This window comes from Mesorhizobium sp. IMUNJ 23033, from assembly GCF_044778005.1.
Lineage (GTDB): Bacteria > Pseudomonadota > Alphaproteobacteria > Rhizobiales > Rhizobiaceae > Mesorhizobium > Mesorhizobium amorphae_A.
Genome location: NZ_JBJACT010000001.1, coordinates 537677 through 550703, shown reverse-complemented (window position 1 = coordinate 550703; position 13027 = coordinate 537677). Strand labels below are relative to the sequence as shown.

The following is a 13027-nucleotide window of genomic DNA, read 5'->3' as shown; positions in this document are numbered from 1 at the left end:
CTAAGACCTGATCCTTTCTCCCGCCGGATCATACAGCGGCTCGAGATGGATCTTTGCCCGCGTGCGTTCCATCGCCACCACCAGCTCGTAGTCGCCGGAGGCGAGGAAGTCGTCGCTTATGCCCTCGGCATTGCGCACATAGCCGAAGCCGACATTCTTGGCCACCGTATAGCCATAGCCGCCGCTGGTGAGATAACCGACCGGCTCGCCGTTGCGCAGGATCGTCTCGCGGCCGACCAGCACGATCTCCGGATCGTCGACCGTGAAGCCGGCAAAGCGTTTCTTCGGCGCGTCGCCATTGACCTTCTCAAGTGCCCGCCGGCCGACGAAATCGGTGTTCTTCCTCAGCTTCACCGCCCAGCCAAGGCCGGCCTCCTGCGGCGTGTCGTTGGGCGTGATGTCCGAGCCCCAGGCGCGATAACCCTTTTCCAGCCTGAGCGATTCCAGCGCCCGGTAGCCGACTGGGCGGATGTCGTATGTCTTGCCCGCCGCCATCAGCGCGTCGAAGATCTCGCCGGTTGCCGCGATCGGCACATGCAGTTCCCAGCCGAGTTCGCCGACATAGGTGACGCGTAGCGCCCGAATTGTATGGCCGGCAATGGCGAACTCGCGCGCATGGCCGAATGGGAAGGCGGCGTTCGACACATCCGCGTCGGCCACTGCTGAAAGCACGTCGCGTGCACGCGGTCCCATCAGCGACAGCGTGCCGAAATCCTCGGTGACGTCGCTGAAGGTGACGTCGAGATCCTTGCCGACATGGTCGTCGATCCACGCGAAATCATGCGTGCGGAAACCTGTGCCTGTGACGATGTAGAACTTTTCTTCGCCAAGCCGAGCCACGGTCAGGTCGGCCTCGATGCCGCCGCGCGTGTTGAGAAGCTGCGTGTAGGTCAGCCGGCCGACCGGCTTGGCGACGTCGTTGGCGCAGATCCAGTCCAGCGCCTTCTGCGCATCCGCGCCGGTCATCTCGTATTTGGCGAAGGACGACTGGTCGAAAATGCCGACCTTCTCGCGCACATGCCTGTGCTCCTCGCCAACCGCCGAGAACCAGTTCTGCCGGCCCATCGAATAGATGTCTTCCGGTTTGCTGCCCTCGGGCGCGAACCAGTTCGGCCGTTCCCAGCCGAGTTTCGAGCCGAACACAGCGCGATGCGTCTTCAGCCGCTCATAGAGCGGCGAAACAATGCGCGGCCGTCCCGACAAGTACTCCTCATGCGGGAAACCAATCGTGTAGTGCTTGCCATAGGCTTCCAGCGTGCGGTCGCAGACCCATTGCCGGTCGCGGTGCAGGCCGGAAAACCGCCTGATGTCGACCACCCATAGATCGAGCGGCGCTTCGCCATCGACCACCCATTGCGCCAGCACCCAGCCAGCGCCGCCGCCGGAGGCGATGCCGAACGCGTTGAAGCCGGCGCCGACGAACATGTTGGCGCATTCAGGCGCCGTGCCGAGGATGAAATTGCCGTCCGGGGTAAAGCTCTCCGGACCGTTGATCATCTGCTTGACGCCGACGGTCTCCAGCGCCGGAACGCGCGCAATTGCCTGGCTCATATGCTGCTCGAAATGATCGTAGTCGTCGTCGAACAGACGGAATTCCCAGTCGTTCGGAACGTCGCCCCCGGGGAGATCAGTCATCCAGGCCTGCGGGTTCGGCTCATAGCCGCCCATCACCAGCCCGCCGACCTCTTCCTTGAAGTAGGTACGGCGGTCGGGGTCGCGGATGGTCGGCGCGTCGGTCGCCAGGCCCTCGATCTTCTCGGTGATGATGTACTGGTGCTTCACCGGCTGCAGCGGCACGTTGATGCCGGCCATGGCACCCACCTGCCTTGCCCATTGCCCGGCGCAGTTCACCACCTTGTCGCAGGCAATATCGCCCTTGCTGGTCTTCACCGCGGTGATGCGGCCGTCCTTCATCTCGAAGCTGGTGACGCGGACATCCTCGAACAGTTTCGCGCCATGCATGCGTGCGCCCTTGGCCAGTGACTGCGTAATGTCGGACGGGCTTGCCTGCCCGTCGGTCGGCAGCCAGGAGGCGCCGACGAGATCACCGGTTTCGAGCAGCGGCCACATCGCCTTGACCTCGGCCGGCGACAGCAATTGCATGTCCATGCCGAAGCTTTTGGCCGTAGTGGCCAGCCGCTTGTATTCGGTCCAGCGGTCGGCATTGGTGGCCAGCCTGAGGCAGCCGGTCATCTTCCAGCCGGTGGCGAGACCGGTTTCGGCCTCCAGGCCCTTGTAGAGTTCGACCGAATATTTGAGCACGCGGGTGATCGAAGCCGACGAGCGCAACTGCCCTACAAGGCCTGCCGCATGCCAGGTCGAGCCCGAGGTCAGCTTGCCCTGTTCCAGCAGCACGACATCGGCCTTGTGGTCGCGCGCCAGATGATAGGCCGTCGAACAGCCGATGATGCCGCCGCCGATGACGACGATCCCGGCATGGCTGGGCAAGGTCATGTCAGTATCCCGTATTTTGTCCGGTAGTTTTCCAGCGCCGCTTCCAGCCGCGTCAAGTTTTCCTCGGTGTAGGCGATGTAGTCGATGCCCGGCGCGTCGAGGTAGAGTTCGGAGACCATGCTCCACATCGCCTCGCGCAGCAGCGAGGCGCATTGCATGGCCGCATGCGAGCGGCGGATCGCTTCGTCCGGTTCCTTCATGAAGTAAGCCGTGAGCAGGGCGAAGGATTCCTGGTCGCTCAGGCCGGCATTCGAGGCAGCCCCGGCAAGGTCGAACATAGCGGTGTTGAAGCCGGCATATTCGAAGTCGATCAGCCACAGCCTGCTGCCGTCGTCGAGAATGTTGGCCGGCAAAAGATCGTTGTGACCGAAGACGATCGGCAGCAGCTTCTGCGCCCGCTCGAGCTCGTCCGCCAGCGTCAGGAGATAGGGCAGGTCGCCCCGCTTGCGGCTGCCGCCTTCCTCCAGCGTGCGCGCATAGTCGCGGATGACGTGGAACACCCAGAACATGAAGCCGGCGCCGGAGATGTGGTTGGGCATCTCGCGATGGAAACCGCGCATCAGGGCCGCGACGCGGCCGATGTTGGCGCGCACGTCTTCGGCCGTATAGGTCCTGGCGCCGAGATATTCCGTCACCATGATGCCCGGCTCTGCATAGCGGACTGCAGGTGCGAAGCCGGCGGCATGGGCCGCCCGCGATGTCATCACTTCGCGCTCGCGAAAGACGTGGTGGAAAGGATAGTCCTGGCCGAAGCGAACGACATGCCGCCCGGCCGCGTCCTTGACCACATAGTTGGCGTTGCTGAGGCCGCCCGGCAGCGGCGCAATCTCGATGCTGCCGGTCCAGCAAGGCAGGGCGCGGATGCGGTCTTCGGCAATCACGGGATCATCCCTGGTTCGGCTGAACTTCGACAAAGCGCCGCACATAGCGCAACGCTGGCGGGGAGAAACACAAAAACCTCGTCGGTGCGGGACGCCGGGTCATTATCCCGCACCGCACCGACGAGCCCCTTTTGGCCAGGTATTTGAGCCCCCGGCATCCGCCCCCGCGGATCTGAAAATTCCCTTGCGCAGGCACGTTCCAGACGGTCTGGCCGGTGCGTTTGCGTGCGGCTCTGCCATCAACCTCCAGTGGCAGTTCTGAGCCTGTCACGCGATTGATCTCACGCCAGTGCTGACCGGCTGTCAATAAAAAGCTGTGACTTTTTTTGGGTGTTTTGCCCGAAAACATAAGCAATTCCTTTAAAAACGTTTGAATTGCCTTAGAATCGGTCAACAGCGCAAGTCCCCGGGAAAGCCGCATGGTCCACTCGAAACGGCATGGCGAGATCCTGCGCCTACTGCAGGAGGAGGGCACCGTCACCATCGCCAGCCTGGCCGACCGTTTGGGGGTGTCTCTGGAAACCGTGCGGCGCGACGTCAAGCCGCTCACCGGCGACGGTTCCGTCCTCAAGATGCATGGCGCCATCGGCCTGCCGTCACTGGTCGGCGAGGCGCCGTTCGAGCGGCGCATGCGTGACAACGCCGACGCCAAGCGCCTTATCGCCCGCATGGTCGCCGCCACCATCCGCGACGGCGAATCGATCATGCTCGACACCGGCACGACGACGTCGTTCCTCGCCCGCGAGCTGCTCGGTCACCGGCGGCTGACGGTCGTCACCAATTCGTCCGACATCGCCCGCACTTTGGCCACCGTCAATGGCAACAAGGTCTATATGGCCGGCGGCGAACTGCGCAGCGATTCCGGCGCGGCCTTCGGCGCCTCGGCCATCGAATTCGTCAGCCGCTTCTCCGTCAGCCACGCGGTGATATCCATCGGCGCCGTCGACGCCGTGGCGGGCGTCATGGACTATGACTTGGATGAAGCCGAGTTCGCCCGCATGGTGCTGTCGCGCGGCCAGCGTTCCCTCGTCATCACGGACCACTCTAAGTTCGGCCGCCAGGGGCTGGTCCAGGTCTGCGGCTTCGACGGCTTTTCCGAACTCGCCACCGACCACCCACCGCCGCACGATATAGCCGCCGCCCTTGCCGAGTCCGGCGCGCGGCTGAGCATTGCGAGCGCCGAAGCCGGGTTCTGATCCGCACCGCAGGATCAGTGCCCCTGCCACTTCCCAGCGCGGCCTTCGCCGTGTTTAGTCCGGCCATGGCCTTCACCATCAGACAACTGCAGTTCTTCGTCGCCGTCGCCGAGCAAGGCACGGTGTCGGGCGCCGCCCAGAACCTGTCGATCTCGCAATCCTCGGTCACCGAGGCGATCAAGGAGCTTGAGAGCGATCTCGGTGTCGAGCTGTTCGAGCGCCATCCGCGCGGCCTCAACATCACCCACAAGGGCCACCAGTTCCTGCGCCACGCGACCAAGATCCTGGCCGATGTGTCCGATGCGCGCCGCGCCTTCTTCGGCGACCAGCTGGTGGCCGGCGGCCGCCTGCAGCTCGGCGTCACCTCGCTGGTCGCCGGCTATGTGCTCTCCGACCTTCTCGCGCGCTACCGTCGCGCCTATCCGGGCGTCGAGGTCTCGGCCATCGAGGACAATGGCGATTACCTTGAACACCTGCTGATCGGCGGCAAGCTCGACATCGCCGTCATGGTTACCTCAAACCTGCGCGACCGCACTGCACTGCAGTCGGAAATCCTCGAGGTCTCGGCCTACCGCTTGTGGGTGCCGCTCAGCCACAAGCTGGCCAGTGCCGACATCATCGGCATCGGCGACATCGCCGGCGAACCGCTGATCATGCTCACCGTCGACGAGATCGAGGAGAACACCGGCAAGCTTTTGGCGGCGATCGGCGCCAAGCCGCATGTCGCCTTCCGCACCCGCTCGGTCGAAGCGGTGCGCAGCCTGGTTGCCACAGGTGCCGGCGTGGCGCTGCTGCCCGACCTCGTCTACCGGCCGTGGTCGCTGGAAGGCGACCGTATCGAATCGCGCGACATTTCCGGCACGCTGCCCGTGGTCCAGGTCGGCATGGTCTGGCGCCGCGGTTCCAGCCTGCCGCAGGCGGCGCGTGACTTCATCGGCCTTGCCCAGTCGCAGCGCACGGTCCGCCAGCGACCTTGATAGGGCCTGGTCCTCCATCTATCGGAAAAACCGATATCGCCTTTCTGATAAATGAATTTGCGAAACCGGAAATTTCGCCGCACCTTTCATTTCAGGGACCAAAGCCGCCGCGAGAGTGCGGCCCCTAAAATGGGAGATCGACGATGAATTCATTCCTGAAGTCATGCACTGCATTGACGGTTGCGCTGACCTTCTCCGGCCAGGCCATCGCCCAGGTCAAGGAACTCGGCAAGGGCGAGGGCGAGGTCAATATCGTCGCCTGGCCGGGCTACATCGAGCGCGGCGAAACCGACAAGGGCTATGACTGGGTGACGTCCTTCGAGAAGGACACCGGCTGCAAGGTCAACGTCAAGACAGCCAACACGTCGGACGAAATGGTGTCGCTGATGAATGAGGGCGGTTTCGATCTCGTCACCGCCTCGGGCGACGCCTCGCTGCGGCTCGTCGCCGGCAAGCGCGTGCAGCCGATCAACACCGATCTCGTCCCGAGCTGGAAGACGGTCGACGATCGCCTGAAGGATGCGCCCTGGTTCACGGTCGACAAGGTGCACTACGGCGTTCCCTACCAGTGGGGTCCGAATGTGCTGATGTACAATACCGAAGTCTTCAAGGAAGCGCCCAAGAGCTGGAACGTCGTCTTCGAGGCGATGGACCTGCCCGACGGCAAGCCGAACAAGGGCCGCGTCCAGGCCTATGATGGTCCGATCCACATCGCCGACGCCGCCAACTATTTGATGTTCCACAAGCCGGAACTCGGCATCAAGGATCCCTACGAGCTGACCGAGGACCAGTACAAGGCAGCACTCGACCTGCTGCGCGTCCAGCGCACGCTGGTCGGTCGCTACTGGCACGACGCTGCCATCCAGGTCGACGATTTCCAGAACGAGGGCGTCGTGGCCTCGGGCTCGTGGCCCTACCAGGTCAACACGCTGGTCGCCGCCAAGAAGCCGGTCTCTTCGACCATCCCCGAGGAAGGCGTCACCGGCTGGGCCGACACCACTATGATGGAGGCCGACGCGGCCCATCCGAACTGCGCCTATATGTGGCTCGAGCACTCGCTGTCGCCGAAAGTGCAGGGCGATGTCTCGGCCTGGTTCGGCTCGCTTCCCGTGGTGCCCGCCGCCTGCAAGGGCAATGAACTGCTTGGCGAAGAGGGCTGCAAGACCAACGGCTACGACAATTTCGACAAGATCAAGTTCTGGAAGACGCCGGTGTCGAAATGCGCCAGCGAAAACAACCAGTGCGTGCCTTATTACCGCTGGGTGTCGGACTATATCGGCGTCATCGGCGGCCGGTGATTTCGCCCATTGCCCTCCCCTTTGTGGGGAGGGCCAACGCGTAACGTTGGGGTGGGGTCAGCGAGGTGGGGGGATTCTCGGCAGGTCTTGCCGGATCACCCCCACGCGCGACTTCGCGCGACCTCCCCACAAGGGGCGCGCAGTTCGCTGGCCCCGCCCGCAATCCGTGGCGGCGCTGGCGATATCGACAAATCAACCGGCAACAGACTGACAGCCATGACCTCCGCCGTTTCCTTCCAAAAGGTCTCCCGCCATTTCGGCAGTGTGCGCGCCGTCGATGCGGTCGATCTCGACATCGCGCCGGGCGAGTTCTTTGCCATGCTCGGTCCGTCCGGGTCCGGCAAGACCACCTGCCTGCGACTGATTGCCGGTTTCGAGCAGCCGACCGCGGGCTCGATCTCGATTTTCGGCGAGCGTGCAGAGGGCGTCCCGCCCTATCGCCGCAACGTCAACACCGTCTTCCAGGACTATGCGCTGTTCCCGCACCTCAACGTGCTCGACAATGTCGCCTACGGGCTGATGGTCAAGGGTGTCGGCAAGCTGGCGCGTCAGAAGGCGGCCGAAGAGGCGCTGTCGCTGGTGCGGCTGCCAGGCTATGGCGCGCGCCGCCCCGGTCAGCTTTCCGGCGGCCAGCGTCAGCGCGTCGCGCTAGCGCGTGCCCTGGTCAACCAGCCCAAGGTGCTGCTGCTCGACGAGCCGCTCGGCGCGCTCGACCTCAAGCTGCGCGAGAACATGCAGGAAGAGCTGAAGTCGCTGCAGAAGGCGCTCGGCATCACCTTCGTCTTCGTCACCCACGACCAAGGCGAGGCGCTGTCCATGGCCGATCGCGTCGCCGTCTTCAACGACGGCAAGATCATGCAGATCGGCACGCCCGAGGATATCTACCAGCGGCCGAGGACGCGCTTCGTCGCCGATTTCGTCGGCTCTTCCAACGTGCTGCCGCCAGATTTCGTCCAGCGTTATTCCGGCCAGCACCGCTGGGGCAGCCTGCGCCCCGAATCCATCCGCGTCGGCCACGGGGCCATGGGCGACGGCGTCGCCGCCCGTCTCGTCTCGACCAATTATCTCGGCGCCACCACCAGGCTGGCGCTCGATGCCGACGGACTGAGGCTGCACGCCATCGTGCCGGCAGGCACTGCGATGCCGGAGGCAGGTGAAGCGGTCGTGCTCACCTTCAATCGCGAACATCTGCATCTGATGGACGAGCCGGCATGACCCTCGACGCCGCCATGCCGCGCACCACCGCCCCCGCCATCCTGCCGGGAAGCGGCGGCCTGCGCGGCACGCTGTCCGACCTTTTCTGGCGCCGGCCGCAACTCCTGCTTTTGCTCATGCTGCTGCCGCCGGTGCTGTGGCTCGGCATCGTCTATATCGGCTCGCTGTTTGCGCTCTTGCTGCAGAGCTTCTTCTCGATCGACGAGTTCTCCGGCCTGATCAACCGGGAGTTCACGCTGAAGACCTATGGCGACCTGTTCCAGGCCGCCAATCTCGACATCATCCTGCGCACGGTGACGATGGCGGCGCTGGTCACGCTGGCCTCGGCGATCATCGCCTTCCCCATCGCCTATTATGCGGCTCGATATGCGCGCGGACGCTGGAAGGCGCTGTTCTATCTCGGCGTCATGCTGCCGCTGTGGTCGAGCTATCTGGTCAAGATCTACGCCTGGAAGTTGATCCTCGCCAAGGAAGGCATCCTCACCTGGCTGTTGGCCAAGCTGCATCTTTTGTGGCTGCTCGATGGCTGGCTGTCGCTGCCGGTCGTCGGCGGCAATTCGCTATCGGTATCCTTCACCGGTACCTTCATCGTCTTCGTCTATGTCTGGCTGCCATTCATGATCCTCCCCGTCCAGGCCGCACTCGAACGCGTGCCCGGCAATCTGGTCGAGGCCTCGTCCGATCTCGGCGCCTCGCCCGGCCAGACCTTCCGCAACGTGCTGTTCCCGCTGGCGCTGCCCGGCATCGTCGCCGGCTCGATCTTCACCTTCTCGCTGACATTGGGCGACTACATCATCCCGCAGATCATCGGCACGTCACGGCTGTTCATCGGCCAGGCCGTCTATTCGCAGCAAGGCACCGCCGGCAACATCCCGCTCGCCGCCGCTTTCACCGTAGTGCCGATCGTCATCATGGGCTTCTATCTGTGGGGCGCCAAGCGCATGGGAGCCTTCGATGCGCTCTGACCGCGGCCCGTCGGCCCCTCTCGGACTGAAGATCGCCGCTGCCTGCGGCCTGCTCTTCCTGCATCTGCCGATCCTGCTGATCTTCGTCTATGCGTTCACCACCGAAGAGAAAAGCTTCGTCTGGCCGCCACCGGGGCTGACCACGCAATGGTTCGCCGTCACCTGGAATCGTCCGGATGTGTGGGAAGCGCTTTCGCTGTCGGTCCGCGTCGCGGCCATCTCGACGGCCATCGCGCTGGTGCTGGGCACGCTATGCGCCGCCGCCGTCTCGCAGACGCGCTTCTTCGGCCGTGAAACCATTTCGCTGCTGGTCATCCTGCCGATCGCGCTACCCGGCATCATCACCGGCATCGCGCTGCGTTCGGCTTTTTCGCTGGCCGACATCCCGTTCTCGTTCTGGACGATCGTGCTCGGCCACGCCACCTTCTGCGTGGTCGTCGTCTACAACAATGCCGTCGCCCGTTTCCGTCGCACCTCAGGCTCGATGATCGAAGCCTCGATGGATCTCGGCGCCGATGGCTTCCAGACCTTCCGGCATGTCGTGTTGCCCAACATCGCCACGGCTCTGCTAGCCGGCGGCATGCTGGCCTTCGCCCTTTCTTTTGACGAAGTCATCGTCACCACCTTCACCGCCGGCCAGCAGCAGACCGTGCCGATCTGGATGCTGGAGGAACTGATCCGTCCGCGCCAGCGCCCCGTCACCAATGTCGTGGCCATGGTCGTGGTGCTGGTGACGCTGCTGCCCATCCTTCTTGCCTATTACCTGACCCGCGACGGCGACCAGATCGCCGGTTCGGGCAAATAACCCAAAGAATAAGGGAGAGACTTCCATGGACACCCAGATGCTGATCGGCTCGATCTTCGACAAGGGCACCGAGACCGAGGAGCCGATCCTCAATCCAAAGACCGGGGCGACCATTCTCAACCTGCCGGAAGCCAGCCCGGCGCAGATCGAGGCTGCCGTCACTGCCGCCGAACAAGCGTTCGTCTTGTGGTCGCGCACCACGCCGGCGCAGCGCTCAGGCTATCTGCTGAAGATCGCCGATCGCATCGAGGCCGAAGCGCAAGAATTCGCCGCGCTCGAGGCGTTGAATTGCGGCAAGCCGATCAATGCCGTGCTCAATGACGAGATCCCGGCGATCGTCGACTGCTACCGCTTCTTTGCCGGCGCTGTCCGCTCCATGCCAGGCGTGGTCGCCGGCGAATATCTGCCCGGCCACACCTCGATGGTCCGCCGCGACCCGATCGGTATCGTCGCCTCGATCGCACCGTGGAACTATCCGCTGATGATGATGGCCTGGAAGCTGGCGCCAGCGATCGGCGGCGGCAACACCGTCGTCTTCAAGCCGTCCGAACAAACGCCGCTGACGGCGCTAAAGCTGGCCAAGATCCTCGCCGATGTCCTGCCGGAAGGCGTCGTCAATGTCGTGCTCGGCCGTGGCGATAGCGTCGGCAACACGCTGATCAACCATGCCAAGGTCAATATGATCTCGATCACCGGTGACGTCGCCACCGGCAAGAAGGTGCTGCAGGCCGCCGCCAAGTCGGTCAAGCGCACGCATCTCGAACTCGGCGGCAAGGCGCCAGTCATCGTCTTCGACGACGCCGATCTCGGCGCCGTGGTCAACGGCCTGCGCGCCTTCGGCTACTACAATGCCGGCCAGGACTGCACCGCTGCCTGCCGCATCTATGCCGGCAGGAAGATATACGACAAGCTCGTCGCCGATCTCTCCTCGGCCGTTTCGACCATCAAATACAACCGCCCCGACGACACCGAGAACGAGATCGGGCCGCTGATCTCGCGCCGCCAGCGCGACCGCGTCTCCAGCTTCGTCGAGCGCGCCTCGGAACTGAAACACATCGAGATCACCACCGGCGGCAAGCCGGGCGAGGGCTCGGGTTTCTTCTACCAGCCGACGGTCGTTGCCGGCGCGCTGCAGGAAGACGAGATCGTGCGCCGCGAAGTATTCGGTCCGGTCGTTTCGATCACACGCTTCTCCGAGGTCGACGAGGCCGTGAACTGGGCCAATGACAGCGACTACGGGCTGGCGTCGTCGGTGTGGACGAAGGACGTCTCGCGCGCCATGGCGACGGCAGCCCGTCTGCAGTATGGCTGCACCTGGATCAACACCCATTTCATGCTGACCAACGAGATGCCGCATGGCGGAGTGAAGCAGTCCGGCTACGGCAAGGACATGTCGCTCTACGCGCTTGAGGACTACACCGCCGTGCGGCATGTGATGGTTGCGCATGGGTGAGGAGTGGTCCGCGTAGCGGACGAAAGCCAACGATTTGGCTTTTCGAACGACGAACGCCCGGAGCCATAGCGGAGGGCCGGGAGCCCGTCGCAGCACCTTCCCTTCTCCGCTTGTAAGGTGAGAAGGGAAGGGCCGCAGCTTACGCCGCCTTGTCGCGCACCTGATAATCCTTCACCGCGGCAAACCGGATCGCCTTCCAGCGCTCGGCTTCGTAGTTGAGCGAGAAGGCGTGCTGGGCCAAAAACACCGGGTCGTTGTCGAGGTCGCGGGCGATGTCGCCGCGATGCGCCTCGATGAACCGCTGGACTTCGGCCTTGTCGTCGGCCGATATCCAGCGGCAGACGGAAAAGCGCGACATCTCGAAATCGACGGGCAGCGTGTATTCGAAGTTCAGCCGCTCCTTCAGCACGTCGAGCTGCAGTGCGCCGACGACGCCGACGATGGCCGGTGAGCCGTCCTCCGGCGAAAACAGCTGCACGACGCCTTCTTCGGCCATCTGGTGCAGCGCTTCCTTGAGTTTCTTGGCCTTCATCGCATCGCCGAGGCGAACGCGGCGCAGGATTTCCGGGGCGAAGTTGGGCACGCCGCGGAACAGGATCTCTTCGCCCTCGGTCAGCGTGTCGCCGATGCGCAGCGTGCCATGGTTGGGAATGCCGACGACGTCGCCGGCAAAAGCCTCGTCGGCGGTGACGCGCGTGCGGGCGAAGAAGAATTGCGGCGCCGACAGGCTCATCGGCTTGCCGGTGCGCACCAGTCTGGCCTTCATGCCGCGCTCAAGCTTGCCCGAGCAGACGCGCACGAAAGCGATGCGGTCGCGATGGTTCGGGTCCATGTTGGCCTGGATCTTGAAGACGAAGGAGGTCATCTTGACCTCGGTCGCCTCGACCTTGCGGCTGTCGGCCTCCTGCGCGCGCGGCGGCGGCCCGAAGGCGCCGAGCGCCTCGATCAGGTCGCGCACGCCGTAGTTGCGCAGCGCCGAACCGAAATAGACCGGCGTCAGATGGCCCTCGCGGAAAGCATCGATGTCGAGCGGGCGGCAGGCTTCGCGCGCCAGCTCCAGTTCCTCGATGAAGGCCTCGCGCTCATTGTCCGGCAACAATCCGGCGACGCGGTTGGAATCGGGACCGTTGACCGGCGTGCGCTCCTTTTCGGCGTCGCCCTTGCGTACGGCGTTCAGCGCCAGGTGATAGGTGCCGGCAAAGGTCTTGCCGCGGCCGATCGGCCAGGTGATCGGCGCGGTGTCCAGCGCCAGCTTTTGCTCGATCTCGTCGAGGATCTCGAACGGATCGCGGCTTTCGCGGTCCATCTTGTTGACGAAGGTGATGATCGGAATGTCGCGCAGGCGGCAGACCTCGAACAGCTTCAGCGTTCGCGGCTCGATGCCCTTGGCGGCATCGATGACCATGACGGCGCTGTCGACTGCCGACAGCGTGCGGTAGGTGTCGTCGGCGAAATCCTCGTGGCCGGGCGTATCCAAGAGGTTGAAGACATTGTCCTCATATTCGAAGGTCATCACCGAGGTGACGACCGAAATGCCGCGCTCGCGCTCGATCTTCATCCAGTCGGACCGGGTCTGGATGCGGTCCTTCTTGGCCTTGACCTCGCCGGCAAGCTGAATGGCGCCGCCGAACAGCAGCAGCTTTTCGGTGAGCGTGGTCTTGCCGGCGTCGGGGTGCGCGATGATCGCGAAAGTGCGGCGGCGCGATACCGCCTGTTCGATGTCTTCAGCCAATTTTTGGAATCCTGTCTGTGGCGCGGGCTTCTAGCAGCGCTTTCCCGGCCT

11 protein-coding genes are annotated in these 13027 nt (G+C 63.9%); 7 read left to right on the top strand and 4 right to left on the bottom strand.

The window, feature by feature from the left end:
- Genes ACFX5Q_RS02600 through ACFX5Q_RS02590 form a run of 3 tightly spaced genes read right to left on the bottom strand, consistent with a single transcriptional unit; the run spans window position 1 to window position 3729 of the window.
- Window positions 1-2454, bottom strand: coding sequence for an FAD-dependent oxidoreductase (locus tag ACFX5Q_RS02600; RefSeq protein WP_404275125.1), 2454 nt, complete (start codon window positions 2452-2454; stop codon window positions 1-3).
- Window positions 2451-3335, bottom strand: coding sequence for a phosphotransferase family protein (locus ACFX5Q_RS02595; protein ID WP_192178096.1), 885 nt, complete (start codon window positions 3333-3335; stop codon window positions 2451-2453). Before ACFX5Q_RS02595 ends, ACFX5Q_RS02600 begins: the two co-directional genes overlap by 4 nt.
- Window positions 3336-3339: 4 nt before the next feature.
- Window positions 3340-3729 carry a hypothetical protein gene (locus ACFX5Q_RS02590; protein ID WP_404275123.1) on the bottom strand — a complete coding sequence of 130 codons (390 nt, stop codon included), beginning with the start codon at window positions 3727-3729 and terminating at the stop codon, window positions 3340-3342.
- A 25-nt stretch (window positions 3730-3754) separates the two neighbouring features.
- Here ACFX5Q_RS02590 and ACFX5Q_RS02585 point away from each other — a divergent pair, with 25 nt between their 5' ends.
- From ACFX5Q_RS02585 to ACFX5Q_RS02555, 7 genes are all read left to right on the top strand, one after another.
- Window positions 3755-4531 (top strand): DeoR/GlpR family DNA-binding transcription regulator, encoded by a 777-nt coding sequence (locus ACFX5Q_RS02585; protein ID WP_404275121.1) that lies wholly within the window; start codon window positions 3755-3757, stop codon window positions 4529-4531.
- Between the two features lie 65 nt (window positions 4532-4596).
- A complete protein-coding gene (locus ACFX5Q_RS02580; RefSeq protein WP_006204420.1) occupies window positions 4597-5508 on the top strand; it encodes a LysR substrate-binding domain-containing protein in 912 nt (303 codons plus the stop codon).
- Between the two features lie 143 nt (window positions 5509-5651).
- Window positions 5652-6806 carry an ABC transporter substrate-binding protein gene (locus ACFX5Q_RS02575; protein WP_192178099.1) on the top strand — a complete coding sequence of 385 codons (1155 nt, stop codon included), beginning with the start codon at window positions 5652-5654 and terminating at the stop codon, window positions 6804-6806.
- Between the two features lie 216 nt (window positions 6807-7022).
- On the top strand, window positions 7023-8021 hold the full coding sequence (locus tag ACFX5Q_RS02570) for an ABC transporter ATP-binding protein (protein WP_404275119.1): 999 nt from the start codon (window positions 7023-7025) through the stop codon (window positions 8019-8021).
- Complete coding sequence (locus ACFX5Q_RS02565; protein ID WP_404275117.1) at window positions 8018-8986, top strand: ABC transporter permease; 969 nt, start codon at window positions 8018-8020, stop codon at window positions 8984-8986. The genes ACFX5Q_RS02570 and ACFX5Q_RS02565 overlap by 4 nt, the downstream gene beginning before the upstream one ends.
- Window positions 8976-9791, top strand: a complete 816-nt coding sequence (locus ACFX5Q_RS02560) for an ABC transporter permease (RefSeq protein WP_192178102.1) — start codon at window positions 8976-8978, stop codon at window positions 9789-9791. The genes ACFX5Q_RS02565 and ACFX5Q_RS02560 overlap by 11 nt, the downstream gene beginning before the upstream one ends.
- Window positions 9792-9816: 25 nt before the next feature.
- Entirely contained in the window at window positions 9817-11244 is a 1428-nt protein-coding gene (locus tag ACFX5Q_RS02555) for a gamma-aminobutyraldehyde dehydrogenase (RefSeq protein WP_404275115.1), read from the top strand.
- A gap of 139 nt (window positions 11245-11383) precedes the next feature.
- On the opposite strand, the gene ACFX5Q_RS02550 is transcribed toward ACFX5Q_RS02555, so the two are convergent.
- Window positions 11384-12976, bottom strand: coding sequence for a peptide chain release factor 3 (locus tag ACFX5Q_RS02550; protein ID WP_404275113.1), 1593 nt, complete (start codon window positions 12974-12976; stop codon window positions 11384-11386).
- Window positions 12977-13027 lie beyond the last annotated feature (51 nt).

What these genes read in the sequence shown, in the direction of transcription:
- ACFX5Q_RS02600 (WP_404275125.1), bottom strand. Translation starts at nt 2,454, where the DNA reads ATGACCTTGCCCAGCCATGCCGGGATCGTCGTCATCGGCGGCGGCATC.
- ACFX5Q_RS02585 (WP_404275121.1), top strand. Translation starts at nt 3,755, where the DNA reads ATGGTCCACTCGAAACGGCATGGCGAGATCCTGCGCCTACTGCAGGAG.
- ACFX5Q_RS02580 (WP_006204420.1), top strand. Translation starts at nt 4,597, where the DNA reads ATGGCCTTCACCATCAGACAACTGCAGTTCTTCGTCGCCGTCGCCGAG.
- ACFX5Q_RS02575 (WP_192178099.1), top strand. Translation starts at nt 5,652, where the DNA reads ATGAATTCATTCCTGAAGTCATGCACTGCATTGACGGTTGCGCTGACC.
- ACFX5Q_RS02570 (WP_404275119.1), top strand. Translation starts at nt 7,023, where the DNA reads ATGACCTCCGCCGTTTCCTTCCAAAAGGTCTCCCGCCATTTCGGCAGT.
- ACFX5Q_RS02565 (WP_404275117.1), top strand. Translation starts at nt 8,018, where the DNA reads ATGACCCTCGACGCCGCCATGCCGCGCACCACCGCCCCCGCCATCCTG.
- ACFX5Q_RS02560 (WP_192178102.1), top strand. Translation starts at nt 8,976, where the DNA reads ATGCGCTCTGACCGCGGCCCGTCGGCCCCTCTCGGACTGAAGATCGCC.
- ACFX5Q_RS02555 (WP_404275115.1), top strand. Translation starts at nt 9,817, where the DNA reads ATGGACACCCAGATGCTGATCGGCTCGATCTTCGACAAGGGCACCGAG.